This is a genomic window from Curtobacterium sp. MCPF17_050, from assembly GCF_003224435.2.
Lineage (GTDB): Bacteria > Actinomycetota > Actinomycetes > Actinomycetales > Microbacteriaceae > Curtobacterium.
Genome location: NZ_CP126250.1, coordinates 2645930 through 2671136, shown reverse-complemented (window position 1 = coordinate 2671136; position 25207 = coordinate 2645930). Strand labels below are relative to the sequence as shown.

At 73.3% G+C, this 25207-nt stretch carries 23 protein-coding genes; 18 read left to right on the top strand and 5 right to left on the bottom strand.

Going from position 1 to position 25207, the window contains the following annotated elements:
• The first annotated feature begins 60 nt into the window (after window positions 1–60).
• From DEJ34_RS12690 to DEJ34_RS12680, 3 genes are read left to right on the top strand one after another with little or no spacing between them, the layout of a single operon-like run.
• Entirely contained in the window at window positions 61–1134 is a 1074-nt protein-coding gene (locus DEJ34_RS12690) for a 3-oxoacyl-ACP synthase III (RefSeq protein ID WP_110901728.1), read from the top strand.
• Window positions 1131–3833, top strand: coding sequence for an alpha/beta fold hydrolase (locus DEJ34_RS12685; protein ID WP_258368269.1), 2703 nt, complete (start codon window positions 1131–1133; stop codon window positions 3831–3833). The genes DEJ34_RS12690 and DEJ34_RS12685 overlap by 4 nt, the downstream gene beginning before the upstream one ends.
• Window positions 3830–4792 carry an NAD-dependent epimerase/dehydratase family protein gene (locus DEJ34_RS12680; RefSeq protein WP_110901704.1) on the top strand — a complete coding sequence of 321 codons (963 nt, stop codon included), beginning with the start codon at window positions 3830–3832 and terminating at the stop codon, window positions 4790–4792. The genes DEJ34_RS12685 and DEJ34_RS12680 overlap by 4 nt, the downstream gene beginning before the upstream one ends.
• A gap of 19 nt (window positions 4793–4811) precedes the next feature.
• Here the strand turns inward: DEJ34_RS12680 and DEJ34_RS12675 are convergent, their stop codons facing one another.
• Window positions 4812–5705, bottom strand: a complete 894-nt coding sequence (locus DEJ34_RS12675) for a LysR family transcriptional regulator (RefSeq protein WP_110911000.1) — start codon at window positions 5703–5705, stop codon at window positions 4812–4814.
• A 72-nt stretch (window positions 5706–5777) separates the two neighbouring features.
• On the opposite strand from DEJ34_RS12675, the gene hisD reads away from it, so the two are divergent.
• The 7 genes from hisD (at window position 5778) to DEJ34_RS12640 (ending at window position 13457) form a co-directional block, all read left to right on the top strand.
• The gene (gene hisD, locus DEJ34_RS12670) at window positions 5778–7127 is read left to right on the top strand and encodes a histidinol dehydrogenase (RefSeq protein WP_110910999.1); all 1350 of its coding nucleotides are present in this window, start codon (window positions 5778–5780) and stop codon (window positions 7125–7127) included.
• 2 nt (window positions 7128–7129) lie between these two features.
• The gene (locus DEJ34_RS12665) at window positions 7130–8461 is read left to right on the top strand and encodes an ABC transporter substrate-binding protein (protein WP_110825916.1); all 1332 of its coding nucleotides are present in this window, start codon (window positions 7130–7132) and stop codon (window positions 8459–8461) included.
• 1 nt (window position 8462) lies between these two features.
• The gene (locus DEJ34_RS12660) at window positions 8463–9401 is read left to right on the top strand and encodes a carbohydrate ABC transporter permease (protein WP_110910998.1); all 939 of its coding nucleotides are present in this window, start codon (window positions 8463–8465) and stop codon (window positions 9399–9401) included.
• A complete protein-coding gene (locus DEJ34_RS12655) occupies window positions 9398–10198 on the top strand; it encodes a carbohydrate ABC transporter permease (protein WP_110825918.1) in 801 nt (266 codons plus the stop codon). The genes DEJ34_RS12660 and DEJ34_RS12655 overlap by 4 nt, the downstream gene beginning before the upstream one ends.
• Window positions 10195–11043: a nitrilase-related carbon-nitrogen hydrolase gene (locus DEJ34_RS12650; RefSeq protein ID WP_220032804.1), complete on the top strand. Its 849-nt coding sequence runs from the start codon at window positions 10195–10197 to the stop codon at window positions 11041–11043. Before DEJ34_RS12655 ends, DEJ34_RS12650 begins: the two co-directional genes overlap by 4 nt.
• Window positions 11040–12791: a glycoside hydrolase family 13 protein gene (locus tag DEJ34_RS12645; protein WP_110910997.1), complete on the top strand. Its 1752-nt coding sequence runs from the start codon at window positions 11040–11042 to the stop codon at window positions 12789–12791. Before DEJ34_RS12650 ends, DEJ34_RS12645 begins: the two co-directional genes overlap by 4 nt.
• A gap of 153 nt (window positions 12792–12944) precedes the next feature.
• Entirely contained in the window at window positions 12945–13457 is a 513-nt protein-coding gene (locus DEJ34_RS12640; RefSeq protein ID WP_146236886.1) for a hypothetical protein, read from the top strand.
• A 27-nt stretch (window positions 13458–13484) separates the two neighbouring features.
• Here the strand turns inward: DEJ34_RS12640 and DEJ34_RS12635 are convergent, their stop codons facing one another.
• Window positions 13485–14477, bottom strand: coding sequence for a LysM domain-containing protein (locus DEJ34_RS12635; RefSeq protein WP_110910995.1), 993 nt, complete (start codon window positions 14475–14477; stop codon window positions 13485–13487).
• A 208-nt stretch (window positions 14478–14685) separates the two neighbouring features.
• On the opposite strand from DEJ34_RS12635, the gene DEJ34_RS12630 reads away from it, so the two are divergent.
• Window positions 14686–16140, top strand: coding sequence for a sugar porter family MFS transporter (locus DEJ34_RS12630; RefSeq protein ID WP_110910994.1), 1455 nt, complete (start codon window positions 14686–14688; stop codon window positions 16138–16140).
• Window positions 16141–16212: 72 nt separating this feature from the next.
• On the opposite strand, the gene DEJ34_RS12625 is transcribed toward DEJ34_RS12630, so the two are convergent.
• The 3 genes from DEJ34_RS12625 to DEJ34_RS12615 all read right to left on the bottom strand — a co-directional run bounded on the left by DEJ34_RS12625 (window position 16213) and on the right by DEJ34_RS12615 (window position 18238).
• Window positions 16213–17187: a zinc-binding dehydrogenase gene (locus tag DEJ34_RS12625; RefSeq protein ID WP_110891406.1), complete on the bottom strand. Its 975-nt coding sequence runs from the start codon at window positions 17185–17187 to the stop codon at window positions 16213–16215.
• Window positions 17188–17204: 17 nt separating this feature from the next.
• Entirely contained in the window at window positions 17205–17627 is a 423-nt protein-coding gene (locus DEJ34_RS12620) for an organic hydroperoxide resistance protein (protein WP_110825923.1), read from the bottom strand.
• Window positions 17628–17758: 131 nt separating this feature from the next.
• Window positions 17759–18238, bottom strand: a complete 480-nt coding sequence (locus DEJ34_RS12615; RefSeq protein WP_181422212.1) for a MarR family winged helix-turn-helix transcriptional regulator — start codon at window positions 18236–18238, stop codon at window positions 17759–17761.
• 136 nt (window positions 18239–18374) lie between these two features.
• Between DEJ34_RS12615 and mvk the strand changes: the two genes are divergently transcribed.
• The 7 genes from mvk (at window position 18375) to DEJ34_RS12580 (ending at window position 25199) form a co-directional block, all read left to right on the top strand.
• Complete coding sequence (gene mvk, locus DEJ34_RS12610) at window positions 18375–19391, top strand: mevalonate kinase (RefSeq protein ID WP_181422211.1); 1017 nt, start codon at window positions 18375–18377, stop codon at window positions 19389–19391.
• Window positions 19391–20389 (top strand): diphosphomevalonate decarboxylase, encoded by a 999-nt coding sequence (gene mvaD / locus DEJ34_RS12605; RefSeq protein ID WP_349775003.1) that lies wholly within the window; start codon window positions 19391–19393, stop codon window positions 20387–20389. Before mvk ends, mvaD begins: the two co-directional genes overlap by 1 nt.
• Window positions 20386–21465, top strand: coding sequence for a phosphomevalonate kinase (locus tag DEJ34_RS12600; protein ID WP_110891392.1), 1080 nt, complete (start codon window positions 20386–20388; stop codon window positions 21463–21465). The genes mvaD and DEJ34_RS12600 overlap by 4 nt, the downstream gene beginning before the upstream one ends.
• Window positions 21462–22526 (top strand): hydroxymethylglutaryl-coenzyme A reductase family protein, encoded by a 1065-nt coding sequence (locus DEJ34_RS12595; protein ID WP_110825927.1) that lies wholly within the window; start codon window positions 21462–21464, stop codon window positions 22524–22526. The genes DEJ34_RS12600 and DEJ34_RS12595 overlap by 4 nt, the downstream gene beginning before the upstream one ends.
• Entirely contained in the window at window positions 22523–23695 is a 1173-nt protein-coding gene (locus DEJ34_RS12590) for a hydroxymethylglutaryl-CoA synthase (protein WP_110910992.1), read from the top strand. The genes DEJ34_RS12595 and DEJ34_RS12590 overlap by 4 nt, the downstream gene beginning before the upstream one ends.
• Window positions 23696–23805: 110 nt before the next feature.
• The gene (locus DEJ34_RS12585; RefSeq protein ID WP_110910991.1) at window positions 23806–24294 is read left to right on the top strand and encodes a hypothetical protein; all 489 of its coding nucleotides are present in this window, start codon (window positions 23806–23808) and stop codon (window positions 24292–24294) included.
• Entirely contained in the window at window positions 24294–25199 is a 906-nt protein-coding gene (locus tag DEJ34_RS12580) for a hypothetical protein (protein ID WP_110910990.1), read from the top strand. Before DEJ34_RS12585 ends, DEJ34_RS12580 begins: the two co-directional genes overlap by 1 nt.
• Window positions 25200–25207: the final 8 nt, after the last annotated feature.

Below are 25207 nucleotides of genomic sequence, written 5' to 3'. Positions count from 1 at the left end.
GTTCGACGCAGTCGCAACGGAGACCCAGCCTCGATACGGAAGTATGTGCAAGTGACGATCATGACCGAGCGGCCTCAGCAGGACACCCCGAGCGCCGAGACGGAGCGACCCGGCAACGCGACCGTCCGTTTCCAGAACGCCGCGATCCTCGCCGTGGAGACCACCGTCGCCGAGCGCGTGACCACGTCCGCGGACATCGAGGAGAAGCTCCGCGGTGTGCTCCGCCGCCTGCGCCTGCCGATGGGGCTGCTCGAACGCGTCGCCGGGGTGCGGGAGCGCCGCAACTGGGGCGAGGACCAGTCCTTCCAGACCGCCGCGATCGACGCCGGACGTCGGGCGATGGCGGCCGCGGGGATCAAGCCGGAGGACGTCGGCCTGCTCATCAACACGTCGGTGACCCGTCCGCACCTCGAGCCCTCGGTGGCCGTGCGGCTGCACCACGGTCTCGGCCTGCCGACGTCGGCGATCAACTTCGACATCGCGAACGCCTGCCTCGGCTTCGTCAACGCGATGAGCGTCGCCGCGGGCATGATCGACTCCGGTCAGATCAAGTACGCGCTCATCGTGGACGGCGAGGACGCCGACCAGGTGCAGCTCAACACGATCGACCGCCTGAACCAGGGCGGCCGGAACCGCAAGGACTTCATGAGCGAGTTCGCCAGCCTGACGCTCGGCTCCGGCGCTGCCGCCGCCGTGCTCGGCCCGGCCGACCTGCACCCGACCGGCCACCGGATCGTCGGCGGCGTCACCCGCGCGGCGACCCAGTGGTACGACCTGTGCGTCGGCAGCGTGGACGGGATGTTCACGGACGCGAAGATGCTGCTCAAGGGCGGCATGGAACTCGTCGTCGCCGCCTGGAACGAGGCCCGCGCCCACTTCGACTGGGCCGACATGGACCGCTACGTCCTGCACCAGGTCTCGGACGTGCACACGAACGCCTTCGTCCAGGCGATCGGTGTCGAGCGCGACAAGGTCCCCACCACCTACGAGCGCTTCGGCAACGTCGGCCCGGCGTCGATCCCGATCACCCTCGCGGACGAGGTCACCCGTGGCTCGATCCGCCCCGGGGACCGCGTGTTCCTCGGCGGCGTCGGCTCCGGCATCAACACGGCGATGATGGAACTGCGCTGGTGACACCGCGGTTGCCCCGCGTCGCCGCGACCACGGCTCCGGCGACGCTCCCGCCGCCCCTGCCCGGACTCGACCCCGCGTGGTCCCGTCTGGTCACCGTCCCCGCGTCAGCCGGTCCGACGGCGGGCACGGCCCGACCCGAGCGCACCTGGCACCTGCTCGACACGGCCGGGCAGCTCGACGAGCTCGGCCTGGAGCCCGTCGGCACCCTGCTGTGTGTGCACGGCAACCCGACGTGGTCCTACCTGTGGCGCTCGGTGCTCGCGCGCTCGCTCGAGGTCGCCGCGGCCGGTGGCCCCGTGTGGCGTGTGGTGGCCGTCGACCAGCTCGGGATGGGTTTCTCGGAGCGCACCGGCGAGGACCACCGTCTGGCCGACCGGGTCGCGGACCTCGGCGCGTTGACCGACGAGCTCGGCCTGACCGGGCCGGTCGTCACGCTCGGCCACGACTGGGGCGGTGTCGTCTCGCTCGGCTGGGCCGTCGACCACCCCGACCTCGTCGTCGCGGTGACGACCTGCAACACCGCGGTCCACCAGCCCGACGACGCCCCGATCCCGGCACCCCTGCGCCTCGCACTCCGCCCGCACCTGCTCGGCCGGGCCACGGTCGTGACGCCGGCGTTCATCGAGACCACCCTCGCGATCGCGCACCCGCGGCTCGACCGGGCGACCGCCGACGCCTACCGCGCCCCGTACCGCGGCGCTGCCCGACGCGGGGCGGTCGGCGGGTTCGTCGCGGACATCCCCGTCGACGCGCAGCACCCGAGCGCGGCCGAACTCGACCGCATCGCAGCCGGCGTCGCGGCGCTCGACGTTCCCGCCCTGCTCCTCTGGGGGCCGCGCGACCCGGTGTTCCTCGAGCGGTACCTCGACGACCTCGCGGCCCGTCTGCCGCAGGCCGACGTGCACCGGTTCGAGGGCGCCGGTCACCTGCTGCCGGACGACGCCGACGTGGCCGGGACGGTCTTCGACTGGCTCGGCGACCGCCTGCCGGACGGCGAGGTGCCGGCGGACGGTGGTGCGGGCCTCCCGGCCGCCGATGCCGATGCCGATCCGGGCCGCCCGCTCTGGGCTCACCTCGAAGAGCTGCGGGACAGCGACGACGCTGCCCTGGTCGAGATGGCCGCCCCCGGCGGGACCCGCACGATCAGCTGGCGGCTGCTCGCCCGACGGATCGAGGAGGTCGCCGCGGGACTCGTCGACCTCGGTGTCCGTCCCGGCGACCGCGTGTCGCTCCTCGTGACCCCCGGCGCGGACCTGACCGCCGCCCTGTACGCCTGCGTGCGCGTCGGCGCGGTCGTCGTCGTCGCCGATGCCGGTCTCGGCCTCCGCGGGCTGACCCGGGCCGTCCGCGGTGCCCGGCCCGACTGGGTCATCGGCGCGCTGCCCGGACTCGCCGCCGCACGTGCGCTCGGCTGGCCCGGCCGCCGCATCGCCACCATCGCGCTCCCCGCACCGGCCCGTGCGGCCCTGCGCGTCGAGCACACCCTCGCCGCCGTCGCCCGCCGGGGAGCAGCACGCCTCGCCGCCGGCACCGCGCTGCCGGCAGCCCCGGCGCCCGACGCCCCGGCCGCGGTGCTCTTCACCTCGGGGTCGACCGGGCCCGCGAAGGGCGTCGTCTACACGCACGGCCAGCTCGGCGCGGTGCGGGACGCGCTCGCCGGGCAGTACGACGTCGGCGTCGGCACCGGACTGGTCGCCGGGTTCGCGCCCTTCGCGCTCCTCGGTCCCGCGCTCGGCGCTCGCTCCGTGGCACCGGACATGGACGTCACCGCGCCGCGCACCCTGACCGCCCGTGCGGTCGCGGACGCCGTCGCCGCGGCGGGAGCCACCGTCGTGTTCCTGTCGCCGGCCGCGATCGCGAACGTCGTCGCGACGGCGTCGGCGCTCACCGACGACGACCGCCGGGCACTCGGCCGCGTGCGGCTGTTCCTGTCGGCCGGAGCCCCGGTGTCGGCCGCGCTGCTGACCGCCGCGACCGAGCTCATGCCGAACGCCAGCGCCCACACCCCCTACGGGATGACCGAGGGGCTGCTCATGACCGACGTGGACCTCGACCGGGTCACGGCCGCCTCGGCGTCCGCGTCGTCGGGCATCTGCGTCGGCCGACCCGCTGCGTCCGTCCGGGTGCGCATCGCACCCCTCGACGCTGACGGCCGGGCGACCGGAGCGCTCACGGAGACGCCCGACGTCACCGGCGAGATCGTCGTCGCGGCGCCGCACGTGCGGGACCACTACGACCGGCTCTGGCGCACCGACCGGGTCTCCCGTCTCGGGGTGGACGACCCGCGCGGACACCGCACCGGGGACGTCGGACACCTCGACGCCTCCGGGCAGCTCTGGGTCGAGGGCCGCATGCAGCACGTCATCACGGCCCCGACCGGTGTCGTGACCCCGGTCGGGCCCGAGCAGCGCACGGAACGCGTCCCGGGCGTCGGGCGCGCGGGTGTCGTCGGCGTCGGTCCGTCCGGTACGCAGCAGGTGGTCGCCGTGGTGGAGACCGTCCCGGCCGCCCGTCGCCCCGCGCTCGCCGACCCGGCGCTCGCGGACGCCGTCCGGGCAGCGGCCGGGGTGCCCGTCGCCGCGGTGCTCGTCGTGCCGGAACTGCCGACCGACATCCGCCACAACTCGAAGGTGGACCGGGCACGCCTCGCGCGCTGGGCGTCCTCGGTGTTGGCGGGCGGACGGATGACCCGCCCGTGACGGTCCTGGTGACCGGTGCCAGCGGCTTCCTCGGGCGCGCCGTCGCCGCTGCCCTCCGGGACGCCGGGCACGACGTCCGGACCTTCCAGCGGCGACCGACGGGCGTCGACGGGGTGGTCGACGTCCTCGGCACGGTGACCGACCCGGCAGCGGTGCGGTCCGCCGTGCAGGGCGTCGACGCCGTGGTGCACCTGGCCGCCAAGGTCTCGCTGGCCGGGGACCCGGCCGACTTCGAACGGGTCAACGTCGCGGGCACGCGGGACCTGCTCGCGGCCGCGCGCGACGCCGGCGTCACACGGTTCGTCTTCGTCTCGTCCCCGTCGGTCGCCCACGCGGGAGCGTCCATCGCCGGGGACGACGCCACGACGGCCTCGCCCGGCAACGCCCGCGGCGAGTACGCCCGGACGAAGGCCGCCGCCGAACTGCTCGCGCTCGCCGCCGACGCCCCCGGGTTCGCGGTCGTCGCCGTCCGCCCGCACCTGGTCTGGGGCCCAGGCGACGAGCAGCTCGTCGGCCGCATCGTGGACCGCGCACGTCGTGGCCGTCTGCCGGTGCTCGACTCCGGTGCCGCCCTCATCGACTCCTGCTACGTCGACAACGCCGCGACCGCCATGGTCGCCGCGCTGGACCGCGCGGAGGCCGTGCACGGCAACGTCTACGTGGTCACGAACGGGGAGCCCCGACCGGTCGGGGAACTGCTGGCACGGATCTGCGTCGCGTCCGGCGTCCCGGCACCGGGGGCACACGCGCCGTCCGGGCTCGCCCGCGCGGTCGGGTCCGCGGTGGAGGCCGTGTGGCGCGTCCGACCCGGCACCGACGAGCCGCCGATGACGCGGTTCCTGGCGGAGCAGCTGTCGACCGCCCACTGGTTCGACCAGCGGCGGACCCGGCGGGACCTGCACTGGGAGCCGACGGTGTCGATCGACGACGGCCTACGGGCGCTGGCCGGGGCGCGCTGAGCCGTCGCGCTGCGCGGGGTCACCGCTCGAGGAGCATCCGGCGCGCGAGCCGTGCGATCTCGCGGGTCGCGGGGGAGAGCGGGACGTCCCGCCGTCGGACGAGGGCGATCGTGTCGTACAGCGGCTCCGCGAACGGCACGGTGTGGACCCCGGCCGGGAAGGTCGGTGCCTCGGCGACTGCCCGCGAGACGATCGTGTCACCGGCACCCCGGGCGACGAGGTCGAGCGCCGAGTCGACGTGTTCGACCTCGATCCGGGCGGTGAGCGTGACCCCGGCGAACTGCGCCCGTTCGGCCAGCTGCCGCCGGGTCGGATCACGCCACCCGTAGTGGGCGTCGTACAGGATGAGGTCCGCGGCCGCCAGGTCCTCGATCGTCACCGGCCGCGCGGTCCGCGCCGGGTCCGCCGAGGCGTAGAGGACGTCGTCGCGGCGGAGCGGCGTCACCTCGAGACCGTCGGCGTCGATCGGCAGGACGACGAGTCCCGCCTCGAGGTCCCCGGCGGTGACGGCATCGGCGACCTCGACCGAGTTCAGGCCGATCACGCGGAGCCGGACGTCCGGGTAGCGGGAGTGGAACCGTTCGAGCAGGCGGGACAGGAAGTAGTAGTTCGCGTTGCGCAGGAGACCGAAGGTGGCGACACCGCCCTGGAGGCTCGTGAGGTCCCGGAGCGTCCGGTCGGCGTCGTCGGCCGCCTCGACCGCCCGGCGCGCGTGCGGGAGGAGCGCCTCGCCGGCGCTCGTCAGCACGAGGCGGCGGCTGCCCCGGGTGAACAACCGCACCCCGTAGGACTCCTCGAGCCGACGGACCAGTTCCGACACGGACGGCTGCGCCATGCCGAGCTGGGCGGCGGCAGCGGAGAACGAGCCCGCCGTCGTGATGACGAGGAAGGCACGCAACTGGGTCAGGGTCACAGGGGAACCCTATGGGTGGTCGTGGATCATCTGGCCTTGTCCTTGCCGATCAGCCCGGGCAGGGTCGTCTCCATGAAGCTCAGCCCTCGTTTCGTGGCGGACAACGCCGACCGGTTCTCGTTCCTCAAGGCCCCGGCCGTGGACGCCCCCGAGGCCCAGCGCGACCCCGCCGTCGCCGAACGGGTCGCCGGGATGCTCGCCGAGATCCAGCGCGACGGGTTCGAGGCCGTCCAGCGGTACGCCCGCGAACTCGACCACGCCGACGTCGTCGAGCTGAGCGCCGAGGAACTCGCCGCGACCGGTGACCGGCTCACCCCGGAACTCCGCGCGGCCATCGAACTCGGTGCTGCGCGCACGCAGCAGTTCGCGCGTCTGCAGCGCGAGCACCTCGCGGACTTCTCCGCAGAACTCGTCCCCGGGCTCACCGTGGGACAGCGCTACGTCCCGGTCGGCAGTGTCGGCGCGTACCTGCCGGCCGGGCGCTTCCCCCTCACGGCGAGCGCGTTCATGAGCGTCGGCGTCGCGAAGGCCGCGGGCGTCCCGACCGTCGTGGCCTGCACCCCGCCGCAGCCGGACGGTGGCGTGAACGCGGCCGTGGCGTACGCGGCGTACGTCTCCGGTGTCGACCGGCTGTTCGTCGTCGGCGGCGTCCAGGCGCTCGCCGCCATGGCGTTCGGTCTGCTCGGCGCGGCACCGGTCGACATGATCGTCGGTGCCGGGAACGCCTTCGTCGCCGAGGCGAAGCGCCAGCTCTTCGGTGCCGTGGCCATCGACCTGCTGGCCGGGCCGTCCGAGGTCGCCGTGATCGCGGACGAGACCGCCGACCCGGAGCTCGTGGCCGCCGACCTGCTCGGCCAGGCGGAGCACGGCCCGAACTCCCCGGCGGCGCTCGTCACCACCTCCCGCACGCTCGGCGAGGCGGTCATCGCGGAGGTCGAGCGGCAGCTGCCGACCCTGTCCACGAACGAGATCTGCGGACCCGCCTGGCGCGACCACAGCTCGGTCGTGCTCGTCGGGGATCGCGAGTCCGCCGCAGCGGTCATGGACGAGTACGCTCCGGAACACCTCGAGGTGCAGACCGCGGACGACGCCTGGTACCACGACCGCCTCACGAACTACGGCTCGCTGTTCATCGGCACGTGGAGCACCGTTGCCTACTCCGACAAGGGCATGGCGGGCACGAACCACACCCTCCCCACCGCGGGCGGCGCGAAGCACAGCGCCGGCCTGTCGGTGAGCCGGTTCCTCAAGCCGCTCACCTACCAGCACATCGCCCGCGAGGCCACCCCCGAGCTGGCCGACGCCGTCGACGTCATCTCGGCGAGCGAGGGCATGTCCGCCCACCGCGCCACCGCCACCCTGCGGACCGAGCGGCTCACACGCTCCACCACCCCCGAACCCGACCACACGACCCGGAAGTGACCATGACCACACCAGCCGCACGCCGTCGAGGTCTCCTCGCCACGGTGCCCGTCATCGGCCTCGTCGTCGCCCTCGCCGGGTGCTCGGCCCCCGGCTCCGGAGGGCCCGTCGGCCAGGTCGACCAGCCCGAGATCACGAAGAAGGTCGCCGCGTCGGACATCGACGGTGACACGACGCTGACGATGTGGGCCGACGTCGCCGAGAAGCCGCTCATGGAGAAGCTCGTCCCGGCCTACGAGAAGGCCTACCCGGACGTCGACGTCCGGATCACGTACAAGAGCTTCGACGACCTCATCGCGACCGTCGTGAACGCCGCCAACTCGGCGAACGCCCCGGACCTCTTCCAGGGCAACATCGGCTACGCGGTCGACGGGGCGCTCGTCAAGGGCGACCTGGTCCGGCCGCTCGACGACGTGGCGGACGTGTACGGGTGGTCGACGGGCACCGGGGCCTCGACGCTCGGGCCCGCACGCTGGAACGACGACGGCACGGCGTTCGGCTCGGGCACGCTCTACGGCATGTCCGTGATCAGCGAGGTGCAGGGCATCTACTACGACGAGCGGAAGCTCGACGAACTCGGGCTCGAACCGCCGACGTCGATCGACGACCTCGAGCAGGACCTCGCGACTGCGAAGGCAGCGGGCGAGCAGCCGATCATGCTCGGCAACTCCGACCAGTACGCCGCCACCCACGTCTTCTCGGACATCGCCGCGACGAAGCAGGACCCGTCGTCGATCGCCGCCTGGATCGGCGGGAAGTCGGGTTCGACCTTCGCGACCAAGGGCAACGAGGAAGCCGCCCAGACCATGCGCGACTGGGCCGAGAAGGGGTACTTCGGGTCCGGCTACGACGGGCTGAGCAACGAGGACGCCATCGCCCGGTTCGCCGACGGCAAGGGCGTGTTCTTCGTCGGCGGCTCGTGGAACGGCGCCTCGCTCGACTCTGACTCCTTCGGGTTCGCTCCGCTGACGTCCGGCGGTGTCGGTGCCACGGCGTCCCCGTGGCACATCAGCACGAAGTCCGAGCACCAGGAGGCGGCCATCGCGTTCCTCGGGATGATGCACAGCCCCGAGGTCGGCCAGTGGATCCTCGACACCGGCCGCCTGCCGGTGGTCACCGACGGCGTCAGCTCGCAGGACCGGCTCCAGGAGCAGACCCTGACCGCGCTGAAGGACACCATCGCGGCGGGCACCCAGGTCGGGTACTACGACTGGAGCACCACGGACATGCTCACCGCGATGGGCGGAGCGCTGCAGGAGGTGATGGCCGGCCGGACGACGCCGTCCGAGTTCACCGACACGGTCCAGCGGACCTGGGCGAAGGCGCACGACTGACATGGCGGCCACGCTCGTCGAGCGCGGGACCGACCGGGCGACGTCACGTCGGCGTCGCCCGGCCGCCACCCGTGTCAGCTGGAGTTCGCTCCTGTACGTCGCCCCGGCCCTGGCGTTCTTCGTCGTGTTCGTCGTGGTGCCGATCGTCCAGTCGGTGCGCATCTCGTTCTACGACTGGGACGGCATCAGCGTCGCCACCCCGGCCGGGTTGTCGAACTACGCGGCGGTCTTCGCGGACGCCGACCTCCGTCAGGCGCTCGGACACTCGGTCGTGCTGCTGTTCTTCTACGCCGCACTGCCCGTCCTGGTCGGGCTGGTACTCGCGGGCGCGATGTCGCGGATCCGCATCCACGGCCTGACCGTGTTCCGGGCGGTGCTGTTCCTGCCGCAGATCCTGTCGAGCGTCGTCGTCGCCGTGGCCTGGCGCGGGTTGCTCGCCGAGGACGGTCCCGTCAACGGCTTCCTCCGGGCGGTCGGGCTGGGCGGTCTCGCCCGCAGCTGGCTCGGTGACTTCGGCACCGCCCTGCCGTCCATCGGGCTCATCGGGACCTGGGTCGAGTACGGCCTGTGCATGGTGCTCTTCCTGGCCGGCATCGCGACGATCGACCGGTCCCTCTACGAGGCGGCCCGGCTCGACGGCGCCGGGGCGATCCGGGAGTTCACGTCGATCACGCTGCCGGCCCTGCGCCCGCAGATCTCCATCGCGCTCATCCTGACCATCACGTTCGCGCTGCGGAACTTCGACCTCATCTGGAACACCACGCGCGGTGGCCCCGGGACGTCGACCACGGTGCCGAGCGTCTTCGTCTACCAGGACGCGTTCCAGGACCGTGCCCTCGGGCAGGCGTCCGCGCTGGCCGTGGTCCTGACGGTGCTCATCCTGGTGGTCGTCGGCATCGTGCAGCTCGCCCTCCGCGAGCGGAAGGGAGCGGCGTCGTGAAGGTCGCACGCAGCGAGACCCTCGTCACCCACGCGGTGCTCGTCGTCGCCGCGCTCGTCGCGGTGTTCCCCCTCGCGTCGGTGATCGTCACCTCGCTGAGCGGGGACGACGGCGGCGTCGGGTTCGACAACTACGTCGACGCCTGGACGCAGGGCGGGTTCGCGTCCGCCCTCGTCTCGAGCGCCGTCGTCGCGATCACGGTCGTCGTCGTGACCGCGACGGTCGCCTGCCTGGCCGGCTACGCCCTCGCACACATGCGGGTGCCCGGGGGCCGGTTGCTCCTCGGCCTCCTGCTCGTCGGGCTCGTCCTGCCGTACGAGGTCACCGTGCTGCCGCTGTACCAGATGCTCGCCGGCTGGGGTCTCGTGGACACGTACTGGGCGCTCATCCTGCCGCAGATCGGTCTGTCGGTGCCGCTCGGGGTGTTCTGGATGCGGTCGTTCTTCGCCTCCGTCCCGGGTGAACTGCTCGAGGCGGCGCGCATCGACGGCGCCTCCCGCTTCCGGATCCTCCGCAGCGTGCTGACCCCGGTCGCGCTTCCGGCCGTGGCGACGCTCGCGACGATCCTCTTCCTGTTCACGTGGAACGAGTTCCTGCTCGCGCTCGTGCTCGTGCCGCAGAACGAGGCCGTCCAGACGGCGCCGCTGTCGCTGTCGTTCTTCTCCGGCGCGCAGCGTGGCGCCCAGCCCGACGTCACCGCCGCGGCAGCCGTGCTCGTCGCCCTGCCGATCGTCGTCGCCTACGTCCTGCTCCAGCGTCGGCTCATCACCGGGCTGACGGAAGGCGCGGTCAAGTGACGGCCGGCGGGACCGGCGTGGCCCGGGTCCGGTGCGACCAGCTCGCGCCGGCGCTCGGTGACCTCGAGGGCAACGGCAGGAGCGTCCTCGCCGCGGTGGAGCGGGCCGTCGAGGACCGGGTCGACGTCCTCGTCCTGCCGGAGCTCGCCACGACCGGGTACGTCTTCCGGGACGCCGACGAAGCGGCGACGGTCGCGGTCACGGCGGACGATCCGCTCTTCGCCCGGGTCGCCGGCGCGCTGACGGGGACGGACACCGTCGTCGTGGTGGGCTTCTGCGAGCGGGACGGCCGCGTCCTGCGCAACAGCGTCGCGGTCGTGGACCGGACCGGTGTCCGGACCGTCTACCGGAAGACGCACCTGTGGGACCGCGAGACCCTCGTGTTCACGCCGGGCGACGCCGCGCCTCCCGTCGTCGACACCGCGCACGGCCGCATCGGCGTGCTCGTCTGCTACGACATGGAGTTCCCGGAGATGCCCCGCATGCTCGCGCTCGCGGGCGCGGACCTCATCGCCGTCCCGACGAACTGGCCGGTCGGGGACCACCCGGAGCGCGACCGTGTCGCCGAGGTGATCGCCGCGCAGGCGGCCGCGCGGACCAACGGCGTGTTCATCGCGTGCTGCGACCGCGCGGGCACGGAACGGGGCCAGGACTGGAACGAGGCGAGCGTGATCGTCGACCAGTTCGGCTGGGTCGCCGCCGAGACCGAGCCCGGGGCCGGCGCGACCGCGATCACCGTCGACGTCTTCCCGGCCCTCGCCCGCGACAAGTCCACGAGCCCGCACAACGACTGGATCGGGGACCGCCGCCCCGAGCTCTACGACCGGAAGGTGCCGACCGCATGACCACCCCCGACGTGACCGACGCCGACGTGACCGACGCTGCTGTGACCGACGCCGCGACCGACTGGTGGCGCACCGCCGTCATCTACCAGGTCTACCCGCGGTCCTTCGCCGACCTCGACGGTGACGGGACCGGTGACCTGGCCGGGATCACGGCGCGGCTCGACCACGTCGCGGCGCTCGGTGCCGACGCCGTGTGGCTCTCGCCGTTCTACCCGTCCCCGCAGGCCGACGGTGGCTACGACGTGGCCGACTACCGGGACGTCGACCCGCTGTACGGCACGCTCACCGACGCGGACGCCCTGCTCGCACGGGCCCACGACCTGGGGCTGCGGGTCATCGCCGACCTCGTCCCGAACCACTGCTCGGACCAGCACGTGCTCTTCCGGGCCGCGCTCGCCGCCGCGCCGGGCAGCCCGGAGCGCGGGATGTTCCACTTCCGCGACGGACGCGGCGAACACGGCGACCTGCCGCCGAACGACTGGCAGTCGATGTTCGAGGGCTCGGCCTGGACCCGCGTCACCGAGGCGGACGGCACCCTCGGCCAGTGGTACCTGCACCTCTTCGCGCCCGAGCAGCCGGACTGGAACTGGGACGACCCCCGGGTGCACCGGGAGTTCGAGACGACGCTGCGGTTCTGGCTGGACCGCGGGGTGGACGGGTTCCGGGTCGACGTGTGTGACGCGATCGTGAAGGCCCCGGGCCTGCCGGACTGGCCGCACGCGACCCACGGCGTCGTGGAGCCGGTCGACGGCGTGATGCCGCCGATGTGGGACCAGGAGGGCATCCACGCCGTCTTCCGCGAGTGGCGACGGATCCTGGACGAGTACGAGGGCCAGCGCATCCTCTGCGCCGAGGCGTGGCTCCCACCGGAGCGGGCGGCCCGCATCGTCCGGTCCGACGAGATGCACCAGGCGTTCAACTTCGCGTACCTGTCGCTCCCGTGGGACGCGGCGGCGATCCGGGCGAACGTCGACACGAGCATCGCCGCGAACGACGCCGTCGGTGCGCCGACCACGTGGGTGCTCTCGAACCACGACGTGATGCGGCACGCGAGCCGCTTCGGCTACGACGGACCGGTCGAGCTCGAGGCCGGTGTGGGCGTGGACGACCCGCAGCCGGACCGTGCCACCGGTCTCCGCCGTGCCCGGGCCGCGACGCTGCTCATGCTCGGCCTGCCGGGCTCCGCCTACCTGTACCAGGGTGAGGAACTCGGCCTGCCCGAGGTCACCACGCTGCCCGACGCGGTCCGCCAGGACCCCGTGTGGGAGCGCTCCGGCCACCGGATCCGCGGCCGCGACGGGTGCCGAGTCCCGATCCCCTGGACCTCCGACGGGCCGTCCTTCGGTTTCTCGTCCGCCGCGGACACGTGGCTGCCGCAGCCGGTCGACTTCGGCGCGTACGCCGTCGCCGAGCAGGAGGACGACGAGGCCTCCACCCTGGCGATGTACCGCCGGGCGCTCGACGTCCGACGGCGGACGGCCCTCGGCGCCGGGACCCTGCGCTGGCACGAGACCGGTACCGGCAGCGTGCTGGCGTGGTCGAACGGCCGGGTCACCGTCGTCGGCAACCTCGGCTCCGAGCCGGTGCGGCTGCCGGCCCGGGAAGGGGTGTCCGGGGAGGGCGTGTCCGGAGAGGGCGTGTCCGGCGAGGAGGTCCTGGTCGAGTCGGTGCCGGGCGCGTTCGTGGACAGGGTCCTCGCTGCCGACGCCGCGGTCTGGCTGACCACGGAGCCCGCCCGCACGAACTGACCCGGCGGCGTTGCGCCGGGCCCCCCCCCGGTGCGCGCACCGTCGCTTGCGGTCACCCGCACCTCGGTCCTCCGGTCCGCACGCCTGCCGCTGCGGTCGTCCGGACGGCCGGGAGGCCCGACCCACGTCGGTCGTGCACGGTACCGTCGTCGCATGGACCGTTCCGAGATCCTCGCGGCCGCAGCAGCGGCCCACGCCGCCCGCATCGCCGCCGCCGGCGGCGACGACCGCGGTGCTCGCGAGCGCGCCGAAGCGGCGTCGGCGGCCCCGGCACCCGAGCGTCGCCGGTCGGCGGACGCCGAACGGGCGGCGGAGTCGGACCGCGCTGCCGACCGGACCGAGGGCGCGCTGTCGGACTGGCGCCGCATGGGCACCCGCCGCGGCATGACCCCGGACGCCCAGGTCCGGAGCGCCTGGACGGTGACGGGCATCCCCGAGCAGGGGGACGCCCGCGCGTTCGCGAACGTGCTGCTCTCGACCGCCGGGCACGCTGGCCGGGTGGCGGACGCCGCGCGTCGCAACGAACGGCTCGCCGGGGCCGCACGGGCCGCCGCACGACGGACCGTGCGCCGCTACACCGACCACGGGGCGGGGATGTCCGCGCTCGGGGACGTGCTCGACGCCGGACCCGCTCGGGACGCCGACGGCGGGGCCGAGCACGCCTGACCCGGACGCGCCCCGCCCGGGCTCGGACTACCGCCGGAACGGGTCGAGGTTCAGCACGGTGTCCTCGTACAGGTACTGCTGGTCGCCGTACACGGTGACGTCCGGGTTCAACCAGACCAGGTCCTTCACCGTGATGCCGAGCCGGGCTGCGACGGCGCCGATGAGGTCCTCCGACGCGATCCGGTAGGCGACGGGTGACCCGTCCGGGGACCCCTCGCTGCTCGTGATCCCGGTGGCGTTCGGGCGTGCCCCACCGTCGACGGGGTGCACGTTCGTCGTCCGCGCCGGTACCGACCAGTTGACCGGTGTGACCGCGAGCACCTTGTCCGGCCCGAGTTCGACCGGCAGGTCGGGGGCCGCGGACTCGGCCGCCGAGTAGACGACGAGCGTGCCGAGCCACGACGGGTCCACCCGTCCGGGGTCCATGTCGGTCGTGGCCGGGGTCGGGACCGCGGGGGAGCCGCCCCCGAGCACGGTGTCCCCGACGCCGTGCCAGGAGAGGCCGTCGCCGACCGAGGGCGGCGTCTTGAGGAAGGTCGCACCGACGGGGACCGGCAGCGTCGAGGTGAACCCCGACCACTGCACGGTCGGGTAGCCGTTGTCAGCGACGACCACGCGGTAGTGGAACCGCACGCTGCCCTTCGGCGTGACGACGTCCGCCTCGCTGACGACGGTGCCGACCGGGATCGGGGAGACCGTGGGCTCCGGCGCCGCGGCCTCGGTGGGGACGGCGGTCGGGGTCCGTGGTGACGCGGACTCGGCGATGCGGCGGGCCTCGGCGCTGGCGCTCGGGTCGGGGGCCTTGCCCGTGCCGTCGGCGGTGGCGCTGCGGCTCGGCGCCGGCAGCTCGTCCGGCCCGCGGAGGAACGCGCACCCCGCTGCGGTCGTGACGACGACCGTGGCGAGCGCGAGCGCCCCGAGCAGTCGGCCGGGCCTGCCTCGGCCGTGCCCCGGTCCGGCGTGCCCCGGTCCGGCGTGCCCCGGTCCTGCGTGTCCCTGTCCTGCGTACCCGCGACGCATGGTCCCCCCGTCCCGTCGTGCCTGGTCCCCTCGCGCTGCGAGCCTACGGCACCACGGTCGGCCCGGCTCCTGCGCATCGGACCTGCACGTCGGACCTGCGCGGCGGTGGGAAGATCACTGGTGGCCCGCCGGGAGCCGTCCCGGGACGGTGGGCCGCGCCGGTCCCTGCCGGACCCCCGCTCGCGATCACGGACGAAGGACACACCGCATGGTCGACACCCGACCCACAGCACACGAGGCCGGGCTCCCCCCGGTGGGCACCGGACCGCACCGCCGCCGCCTCGGGCTGCTGGCGCTCGTCGCGACCTTCGGCGGTCTGCTCTTCGGGTACGACACCGGGGTGGTGAACGGCGCGCTCCTGCCGATGCGGGAGGAGCTCGGCCTGACGAACGTCACGGTGGGTGTCGTCACGAGTTCGCTGGCCTTCGGCGCGGCAGTCGGCGCGGTGTTCGGGGGACGGGTCGCCGACGCCTGGGGTCGACGGCGGACCATCATCCTCCTGTCGGTGCTGTTCTTCGTCGGGACGCTCGTGTGCGTCGCCGCCCCGTCGTTCGGCGTGATCGTCGTCGGCCGCGTGCTGCTCGGCCTCGCGGTGGGCGGTGCCTCGACGGTCGTGCCGGTGTTCCTCGCCGAGCTCGCTCCGTACGAGATCCGCGGGTCGCTGTCCGGTCGCAACGAGCTCATGATCGTCATCGGGCAGCTCGCCGCGTTCGTCGTGAACGCCGTCATCGCCAGCCTCTGGGGTGAGGGCGACGGGGTCTGGCGGATCATGCTCGCCGTCTGCGCACTCCCCGCCGTCGCCCTGTTCGTCGGGATGCTCCGCGTGCCGGAGTCGCCCCGGTGGCTCGCGACGCACGGCCGTGACGACGCGGCGCTCGCCGTCCTGCGGCAGGTGCGGTCGGCGGACCGCGCCGAGGCCGAACTCGCGGACATCCGCCGCGCGCACGAGCACGAGGCGCAGGAGCAGCGGGAGAGCGGGTGGACCGTCCTGCTCCGGAACAAGTGGCTCGTCCGGATCGTGCTCATCGGCGCCGGACTCGGGGTCGCGCAGCAGCTCACCGGGATCAACTCGATCATGTACTACGGCCAGTCCGTCCTCATCGAGTCCGGGTTCAAGGCATCAGCCGCGCTCATCGCGACCATCGCCCCGGGGGTCATCGCGGTGGTCGGTGGCGTCATCGCGATCGCGAACATGGAGCGGATCGACCGGCGGACGACGCTCCTGCTCGGCTTCTCCCTGACGACGGTGTGCCACTTCCTCATCGGCACCGCCTCGGTCGCCCTGCCGGCGGGCAACCCGGCGCGACCGTGGGTGATCCTGGTCCTCGTCGTCGCGTTCGTCGGCTCGATGCAGACCTTCCTCAACATCGCGGTGTGGGTCGTGCTGTCCGAGGTCTTCCCAACGCAGATCCGGGCCCTCGGCATGGGCATCGCGGTGTTCTGCCTCTGGATCGCGACCGCGCTCGTCGGGCTGTGGTTCCCGTCCGTCGTCGCGGCGACGGGCATCACCGGCACGTTCTTCGGCTTCGGGGTCGTCGGGGTCCTCGCGCTGCTGTTCATCTGGCGGTTCGTGCCCGAGACGCGCGGCCGCACCCTCGAGCAGGTCGAGGAGGGCGTCGCCTCGGGCAGCCTCTTCACCGTCGACGCGGCGGGGCGCCGCTGACCGACGCGACGGCGGACACACGGGAGGCCCGTCACCGGCTGGTGACGGGCCTCCCGTGTGTCTCCGGTCGGGCTACGGGCGCAGGAGCACCTTGCCGACGCGGCCGGCGGTGTCGCTCGCACGGGCGGCGTCGCGGGCGTCCTCGAACGCGAAGGTCTCGGACACGGGGAGCGTCAGCGACCCGTCGAGCACGCGGCTGATGAGCTCGCCGAACAGCTCCTGCTTCGTCTCCGCGGGCATGGTCCGGCTGACCACACTGCCCCAGAAGCCCTTCACGGTGAGCTGGCCGAAGATGACCTTGCCGGACGGGATCTCGAGCGTGGGGGAGGCCATCGCGCCGAAGACGACGAGGGTCGCCTCGTCACCGAGCACGGACGCGATGTCGCCCGCCGCCTTCCCGCCGACCGACTCGACGCCGGCGCGGATCGGGGCGCCGCCGGTGATGGCCGAGACCTGGTCCTGCCAGTCCTCGGTGTCGGTCGCGACGATCCGCTCGATGCCCTGGGCGCGCATCTCCTCGACGCCCTCGGCACGGCGGACGAGGCCGATGACGTTGATGCCGCGGGCGGCACCGAGCTGGGCGACCATGCGGCCGACTGCGCCGTTCGCGGCGTTCTGGATGAGCCAGTCGCCCTCGTGCAGGTCGAGCGAGTGCAGCAGGCTGATCGCGCTGAACGGCATCGACACGAGCTGGGCGGCCGACTCGTCGGGCATCGCGTCCGGCACGGGGATCAGCCCGGCGGCGTCGGCGACGTAGTACTCCGCCCAGACGCCGAAGGTGCCACCGGCCACGCGCTGGCCGACGGACAGGTGCGTGACGCCCTCGCCGAGGGCCTCGACGACGCCGAGCGCCTCGGTGCCGGACGGCGCGGGCAGCTCCGGCTTGAAGCCGTACGTGCCGCGGATCGTCCACAGGTCGTGGTTGTGGATCGGGGAGAGCACGGTCCGGACGAGCACCTGGCCGGCGCCCGGGGTGGGGACGGGGCGCTGCTCGACGGTCAGGACGTCGGCGGGCTCGCCGAACTCCGGGTGGACGACGGCGCGCATGGTCTGGTCTGCCACGTTCAGTCCTCCGAGACCGTGATCGTGACGTCGATGTTGCCGCGCGTCGCGTTCGAGTACGGGCACACCTGGTGGGCGGCGTCCGCGAGGGCCTGGGCCTGGTCGTGCTCCATGTCCGGGATGACGACCTCGAGCACGACGGCGAGCTGGTATCCGCCCTGGCCGTTCGGGCCGATCTGGACGCGGCCGCCGACGGACGAGTCGGTGACCTTGACCTTCTGCGCGCGGGCGACGCCCTGCAGCGCGGAGTGGAAGCACGCGGCGTAGCCGGCGGCGAAGAGCTGCTCGGGGTTCGTGCCGGCGCCGGAGCCGCCCATCTCCTTCGGGATCGCCATGTCCAGCTCGAACGAGCCGTCGCTGGTCTGGACCTTGCCGTTGCGGCCTTCGCCGGTGGACAGGGCTTCTGCGGTGTAGAGGACGTCCATGTGGTGTCCTTCCTTCCTTCGTGGGGTCTGTCTAGTCAGTGGGGACGCGCTCGCCGGTCCGCTGGGTTCGCGCTCAGCGACACCGTTCGGGGTGCCGAGCGCGAAAGATGTCGGCCAGCGCGCACGCTGCGTCAGGCGGGCGGCGCGGGTGCGGGCTGCGCGGGCGCGGGCTGTGCGGGTGACGCTGCGGCGCGGTGCATCGTCTCGGTGAGGCGCTGCAGCGTCGCGATGAGGTCGGCGGCGGACTGCTTGTCGGGCAGCCCGGTGCCGGCGGCGACGCGGGCGGGGACGTGCGCGAGTTCGGCGCGGAGGGACCGGCCGCGCTCGCCGGTCGTCACGGTGACCACGCGCTCGTCGTCACTGCGGCGCTCGCGACGGACGAGGTCGCCCTGCTCCATGCGCTTGAGGAGCGGCGAGAGGGTCCCGGAGTCGAGCTGCAGGTGGTCGCCGAGGCTCGACACGGTCTGGTCGCCCTCGACCCACAGCGTCACGAGCACGAGGTACTGCGGGTAGGTCAGGCCCCACGGCTCGAGCAGCGCGCGGTACGCCTGGGTCGTCGCCCGGGTCGCTGCGTAGAGGGAAAAGCACACCATCTCGTCGGTCACCGGCATGACGTCACTGTTGCACGCGACCGGGTTGTGCACAACCCGATCGCGACGACGTCCAGCCGACACACGGCGTCCGTCCGCCGAGAGCGCACCGGACGGACGTCCGTCGTCGGGTCCGGTTAGGCTGGCCGGACCGACGATGACCAGCAACCACCCCGCCACCGCACCGACGACGACCACAGCGATCCCGCGAGTCGGCTCATCGGTGTCCCACGGCAAGACGATCCTGATCGGCGAGCACGCCGTGGTCTACGGCGCACCCGCGCTCGTGCTGCCGGTGACCGACGTCCGCGTGACGGCCACCGCGACGCCCCTGCCGGTGACGCACTCGTCCGGGGCGGAGCACGTGCTGGAGTCCTCCGTGCACACGGGGCCGTTCGGCCTCGCGCCGGCCGCCGTGCTGCCCACGACGACCGCCGTCACCGCGACGCTCCGCCACCTCGCCGACCTCGGGTACCCGCACGCCGTGGACACCGCGTTCCACGTCCGGGTCGACAGCCAGGTGCCCACCGCCCGCGGGATGGGGTCGAGCGCCGCCGTCGCCGCGGCCGTGACCGCCGCGGTCGCCGACGCCCTGGGGGTCGTGCTCGACCGCGCCACCCACCACGACCTCATCCAGGCGTGCGAGCGCGTCGCCCACGGGCGCCCGTCCGGACTCGACGCCCGGGGGGTCGTCGCCGACGAGCCCGTCTGGTTCGAGCACGACGTCATCGAGCCGGTGCAACTCACCGGGCGCTTCGTCTTCGTCGTCGCCGACACCGGTGTCCCCGGACACACGCGGGAGGCCGTCGCGGCCGTCCGGGAACGCCACGACCGCGCCCCCGAGGTGGTCGACGCCGTCGTGCAGCGCATCGGGGACCTCGCCCGGGCAGCGCGGGGGACGCTCGTCGACGGCGACGCCCAGGCCCTCGGTGCCACCATGGACGCCGCGCACGAACTGCTCACCACCCTCGACGTGTCGAGCGGGGACCTCGATCGGCTCGTCGGCGCCGCACGCAGCGCGGACGCCCTCGGCGCGAAGCTCACCGGCGGGGGACGGGGCGGATGCGTCCTGGCCCTCGCCGCCGACGACGAGCACGCCACCCGCATCGTGACCGCACTGCGCGACGCCGGCGCCGCCGCCACCTGGACCACCTCGATCGGAGCCCGTGCCTGATGACCGCAACCGCCGTCGCGCACCCCAACATCGCGCTCGTGAAGTACTGGGGCAAGGCGGACGCCGACCTCGCGCTGCCCGCCACGGGCAGCGTCTCGATGGGCCTCGACGTCTTCCCCACCACGACCTCCGTCACGCTCGACGCCGGCCGGGAGGCGCGTGACACGTTGACCCTGAACGGTCGCGTCGTCGACGACGGTGCGCTGGTGCGGGTCGAGCGCTTCCTCGACCTCGTCCGTGACCTGTCCGGCTCGGACGCCCACGCCGCCGTCGTCACGGAGAACACCGTGCCCACGGGCGCCGGACTGGCCTCGAGCGCATCGGGCTTCGCCGCCCTCGCCGTCGCCGCCGCGAGCGCGTACGGCCTCGACCTGTCGTCGCGGGACCTCTCCCGGCTCGCCCGCCGCGGTTCGGGCTCGGCCACGCGGTCGATCCCCGGCGGGGTCGCGGTCTGGCACGCGGGCGACGACGAGGGGTCCTTCGCCGAGACGATCCCCGCGCCGCCGATGGCGATGGTGGTCGTGACGATCGACGACGGCCCGAAGGAGATCGGCTCCCGCGAGGCCATGCGCCGGACGATCGCGACGTCGCCGTTCTACCCGGCCTGGGTGACCTCGACGACCGAGACCGTCCAGGACATGCTCGCCGCGTGCGCGGCCGGCGACTTCACCCGCATCGGCGAGCTGACCGAGAGCAACGCGCTCCGCATGCACGCCACCATCGAGGGCGCATTCCCCCCGATCCGCTACCTGAACAGCCGCAGCGTCGCGGTCTTCGACGCCGTCGCCGCGCTGCGGGCCGACGGCCTCGAGGCCTACGCCACCGCCGACGCCGGCCCGAACGTCGTCGTGCTCTGCCGTCCGGAGGACCGTGCCCGCGTGGCCGCGTCCCTGGACGGGTTCGGCGCGGTCATCGAGTCCGGCACCGGACCAGCCGCTCACCTGGTCGGCTCCGAACGCCCGGGGGACCACCCCCGAGCAGAGGAGACCATCGCGTGACCGAGTTCCGAGCCCACGGCAAGCTGTTCGTGGCGGGCGAGTACGCCGTCGTCGAGCCCGGTCAGCCGTCCGTGCTGATCGCCCTCGACCGTGCGATCACCGCCCGCGTCTCCGAGGGGCACGGGGCCGGCAGCGTGCACTCCGAGGAGTACGGCAACCTCCCGCTGACGTGGACCCGTGCCGAGGACGGCCTCGCACTGGACCGCGAGCACCACCCCTACGACTACGTCATGGCGACGATCGACCTCGTCGAGAAGCTGCGCGCCGAGCTCGGGATCGCGCCGCGGTTCCACGACCTGCGCATCGAGAGCCAGCTCGACGACGCCAGCGGCCGGAAGTTCGGGCTCGGCTCGTCGGCCGCGGTGACCGTCGCGACCGTCGGCGCCCTCGACCGCTTCTACGGCCTCGGCCTGTCGCAGCGCCGACGCTTCATGGTGGCGCTGCTCGCGACCATCCGCGTGGCACCCCGCGCCTCCGGCGGTGACCTCGCTGCGAGCACCTTCGGCGGCTGGCTCCGCTACAGCGCGCCCGACCGCGAGGTCCTGGCCGGTCTGCTCGACGAGCGGACGGTCTCGTCGATCCTCGACGACGACGACGCCTGGACCGGTTTCGACGTCGAGCACCTGCCCGCCCCGACCGACCTGCGGCTCCTCGTCGGCTGGACCGGGTCACCGGCGTCCACGACCAAGCTCGTCGGTGTCGTGCGTCGACACCGCGACGGTGACTACGCGGCGTTCCTCGACGCCAGCCGCGCCTGCGTCGACGACCTGACCACGGGCCTCCGGACCGGGGACGCCGAGCGCACGCTCGGCGCACTCCGGCGCGCCCGGGGCCTGCTGCAGGACCTCGGGACGTCCGTCGGCTCGCAGATCGAGACGCCGCGCCTCGCGACGCTCTGCGACGTCGTCGAGGCAGCCGGTGGCGCCGCGAAGCCGTCCGGGGCCGGTGGCGGCGACTGCGGGATCGCGCTCGTCCCCGCCGACAGCGACCCCGCCGACATCCTCCGCACCTGGGAGGCACACGACATCAGGCACCTCAGCGTCGCGGTGCAACCCGAGGAAGGGACCACGCGATGACCGACCTGCAGACCCCGATCCCCACGAAGTGGGTCGGACCGATCCGCGTCAGCGGCAACGCCGTCGAGGGCGAGCACGAGGTGCCCCTCGCGACGTACGAGTCCCCGCTCTGGCCGTCCGTCGGCCGCGGCGCACGGATCTCGCGCATGGTCGAGGGCGGCATCGTCTCGACCGTCGTCGACGAGCGGATGACCCGCTCGGTGGTCGTCCGCGCCTCCAGTGCCGCCGCCGCGCACATGGCGGCCGGACGGATCCTCGCCCGCCAGGGTGACCTCGAGACCATCGTCACCGGGCAGAGTCGCTTCGCGAAGCTCATCGAGGTGCACCCGGAGATCGTCGGTGACCTGCTCTTCCTGCGGTTCGCCTTCACCACGGGCGACGCCTCCGGTCACAACATGGTCACGCAGGCCGCGGACACGCTCCTGCCGGCGATCCTGGCCTGGGAGCCCGAGCTGCGGTACGTGTCGATCTCGGGCAACTTCTGCTCGGACAAGAAGGCCACCGCGGTGAACGGCATCCGGGGCCGCGGCCGGAACACCATCGCCGAGATCGTCATCCCGGGCGAGGTCGTCGAGAAGCGCCTGCGGTCCTCCACCGAACGGATCGTCGAGCTCAACACGGCGAAGAACCTGGTCGGGTCGACGATCGCCGGGGCACTGCGCTCCGCGAACGCGCACTACGCGAACATGCTGCTTGGGTTCTACCTCGCCACCGGGCAGGACGCGGCGAACATCGTCGAGGGCTCCCAGGGCATCACGCTCGCCCAGGCCCGAGGCGACGACCTGTACTTCTCGTGCTCGCTCCCGCACCTCATCGTCGGCACGGTCGGCAACGGCAAGGGCAACGACCTGCCCGTCGTCGAGGACGCCCTCGTGCGCCTCGGCTGCCGGGAGGACCGCGAGCCCGGCGCCAACGCCCGACGCCTCGCCGCGCTCTGCGCCGCCACCGTGCTCTGCGGTGAACTCTCACTGCTCGCCGCCCAGACGAACCCTGGCGAGCTCATGGCCGCACACGTCGCCATGGAGCGACGCGGCCACCGACCGGAAGGAGCGTCGGCATGACCACGCAACAGCCGCTCACCGTGGGCATCCACGACCTCGCGATCGCCACCGGCCACCACGTGCTCGACCTCGACGACCTCGCCGCCACCACGGGCGTCGACCCGGCGAAGTACCACATCGGCATCGGCCAGGACGCCTTCAGCGTGCCCGCTCCCGACGAGGACATCGTCACGATGGGTGCCGCCGCCGCGAAGGAGGTCCTCGACCGTCACGGCGTGGAGGGCATCCGCACGGTGCTCTTCGCGACCGAGTCCGGCATCGACCAGTCCAAGGCCGCCGGGGTGTTCGTGCACGGGCTGCTCGGTCTGCCGACCAACGTCCGTGTCGTCGAGCTGAAGCAGGCCTGCTACGGCGGGACCGCCGCGGTGCAGATGGCCCTCGGCATCATCGCTCGGGACCCGGGTGAACGCGTGCTCGTGATCGCCGCCGACGTCGCCCGCTACGACGTCGAGACGGCCGCGGAGCCCACGCAGGGCGCCGGCGCGGTCGCGATGCTCATCGCCGCCGACCCGGACCTGGTCGAGCTCGAGCCGCAGTCCGGTCTGTTCACCGCCGACGTCGACGACTTCTGGCGCCCGAACGACCGCTCCACCGCGCTGGTGGACGGGCGGCTCTCGGTCACCGCGTACGTCGACGCCTTCATCGGGGCCTGGGACGACCTCGCCGCGCGCGGTGGCCCCGGCATCGAGGCGATCGACCGCTTCGTTCACCACCAGCCGTTCACGAAGATGGCGATCAAGGCGCACCGGAAGCTCGCACAGCACGTCGACGTCCCGTTCGAGGAGACCGAGCTCGCCGTCGGGTTCACGTACAACCGACAGACCGGCAACACGTACACGGCATCGCTCTGGATCGCCCTCGGCGCGCTGCTCGACCTGGACGACGACCTGGCCGGCGCCCGCATCGGCATGTTCAGCTACGGCTCCGGCAGCGTCGGCGAGCTCATGACCGGCGTCGTCCGGCCGGAGTACCGCGACCACCGCCGGACCGGACGCGTCGCCGAGCTGCTCGCGGCACGGGTCCCGCTGTCCGTCGAGGCGTACCGGGAGCTGCACGCCGCCGGTGCCGCGACGAGCGACGACGTCGAGCGTCCGCGCGTCACCGCGGGGCCGTTCCGCTTCGCCGGGGTCACCGGCGGCGCCCGGCACTACGAGGCGACCGGCGCCTGAGCCGGCCGACCGCACACCGACCTGACCCGACCCCGGCCCGACGTGAGCGTCCCTCGGAGAGGGGTCGTGCCTCCCGGATCGGACCCGCACCCACGCCCTAGGCTTGCGGTGTGGACGCTGTCAGTGCCGGGGCGATCCGCGACGTCGTCGCGGTGCTCCCGAACGCGCCCCGCCTCCGTCACGTGGTCGACGCCGTCGCCGCACGGATCGGCAAGCCGATCCGCGTCGTGGACGTCGACGGCCCGAGCTGGGGCGCCCTGACCGCGCTCGTGTCCCAATCGCCCGACGCGGCGCTCGTGCTGCTGCCGCCGGGGTCGACGCCGCTCTACCGGATGCACTGCGTCCTGCACGAACTCGGCCACCTCGTGCGCGGGGACACCGGCGTGCCGGTCCCGTGGACCCAGCTCGACTTCGCCGCGTGGTCCGCCGGCGGCACCGTCTGCTACCGCTCGGTCGACGACGTCCAGCACACGCTCCCCGCACCCGCGGGTTCGTCCCTGCAGGGTGACGACGAGGAGTTCGCCGAGACCTTCGCGTACGAACTGGCCACGGTCCTCCTGTCCGGCACCGTGGGGGCCGACGAGCGGACCTACGGCTAGTGGGGGTCCTGCACGCCCTGGCGTTCTGGTGTGCCGCGGCGAGCTTCGCGATCCGCGCGCCCTCGATCGGACGGAACCCGCACGGGCGAGCGAGCTGGGCGGCCACCGGTGTGGGCGCGCTCGGGTTGCTGACGCTCGGCGCGGTCGTCCCGCAGCGGGACCTGGACGCGCTGCTCGGCGGCACGAACCTCGTGAACCTCGTGCAGAACCTCTGCGCGACGACGGCGTTCTGGTTGCTGTTCCGCGGCAGCGTGCGTGACGTCGACCGGCGTCCGGCACTGGCGCACCCGCTCGCCCTGGTGGCGATGCTCGCGTCCTTCACGGTGCCGTTCCTGTCCATCCGGGACCGCGGGGACACCGTCTTCACCTTCATCGTGGACGAGATCGACCAGACCGCGACCTGGTCGTACGCGAGCATCTACATGGCGTGCGTCGCCGCGATCACCGCCACGACGCTCGCTCGCGGGGTGCTCGGCAGCCGCGGGGCGCTCGTCGTGTTCCGGGTGGGGCTGTCCCTCGTCGCGATCGCGAGCGTCGAGGAGATCGCGTCCCTGACGGCCGACCACTTCGTCCTCGGGCCGGTGCTGCTCCGCGACGTCCTCCGGACCGCGTTCGACCCGCCGTTCTACCTGGGGATCGTGCTCATGGTCGCCGCGATGGCGTCGATGACCGTCCGGCGATGGGCCCGGGAGGCTCGGCTCCGCGGACACCGCATCCGTCTCGCCCGCATCGCCCGCCGCCTCGACCTTCGCGCACGCCGACGGCGAGGTGGTCTACAGGTGCGCACCTACGACCTGCTCATCGCGATCCGGGACGCCGAGGTCCAGGGGCGGGAGCTCACGTCCGCGGAGACGGCGTCCGTGCGGTCCGCGGAGCTCATGCTCGCGAAGGACCTGGCGGGGTGAGGCGGCGG

What these genes read in the sequence shown, in the direction of transcription:
- mvk (WP_181422211.1), top strand. Translation starts at nt 18,375, where the DNA reads ATGACCAGCAACCACCCCGCCACCGCACCGACGACGACCACAGCGATC.
- DEJ34_RS12690 (WP_110901728.1), top strand. Translation starts at nt 61, where the DNA reads ATGACCGAGCGGCCTCAGCAGGACACCCCGAGCGCCGAGACGGAGCGA.
- DEJ34_RS12595 (WP_110825927.1), top strand. Translation starts at nt 21,462, where the DNA reads ATGACCGACCTGCAGACCCCGATCCCCACGAAGTGGGTCGGACCGATC.
- DEJ34_RS12635 (WP_110910995.1), bottom strand. Translation starts at nt 14,477, where the DNA reads ATGCGTCGCGGGTACGCAGGACAGGGACACGCAGGACCGGGGCACGCC.
- hisD (WP_110910999.1), top strand. Translation starts at nt 5,778, where the DNA reads ATGAAGCTCAGCCCTCGTTTCGTGGCGGACAACGCCGACCGGTTCTCG.
- DEJ34_RS12660 (WP_110910998.1), top strand. Translation starts at nt 8,463, where the DNA reads ATGGCGGCCACGCTCGTCGAGCGCGGGACCGACCGGGCGACGTCACGT.
- DEJ34_RS12590 (WP_110910992.1), top strand. Translation starts at nt 22,523, where the DNA reads ATGACCACGCAACAGCCGCTCACCGTGGGCATCCACGACCTCGCGATC.
- DEJ34_RS12640 (WP_146236886.1), top strand. Translation starts at nt 12,945, where the DNA reads ATGGACCGTTCCGAGATCCTCGCGGCCGCAGCAGCGGCCCACGCCGCC.
- mvaD (WP_349775003.1), top strand. Translation starts at nt 19,391, where the DNA reads ATGACCGCAACCGCCGTCGCGCACCCCAACATCGCGCTCGTGAAGTAC.
- DEJ34_RS12645 (WP_110910997.1), top strand. Translation starts at nt 11,040, where the DNA reads ATGACCACCCCCGACGTGACCGACGCCGACGTGACCGACGCTGCTGTG.
- DEJ34_RS12625 (WP_110891406.1), bottom strand. Translation starts at nt 17,187, where the DNA reads ATGCGCGCCGTCGTCCACCCGGAGTTCGGCGAGCCCGCCGACGTCCTG.
- DEJ34_RS12615 (WP_181422212.1), bottom strand. Translation starts at nt 18,238, where the DNA reads ATGCCGGTGACCGACGAGATGGTGTGCTTTTCCCTCTACGCAGCGACC.
- DEJ34_RS12665 (WP_110825916.1), top strand. Translation starts at nt 7,130, where the DNA reads ATGACCACACCAGCCGCACGCCGTCGAGGTCTCCTCGCCACGGTGCCC.
- DEJ34_RS12620 (WP_110825923.1), bottom strand. Translation starts at nt 17,627, where the DNA reads ATGGACGTCCTCTACACCGCAGAAGCCCTGTCCACCGGCGAAGGCCGC.
- DEJ34_RS12630 (WP_110910994.1), top strand. Translation starts at nt 14,686, where the DNA reads ATGGTCGACACCCGACCCACAGCACACGAGGCCGGGCTCCCCCCGGTG.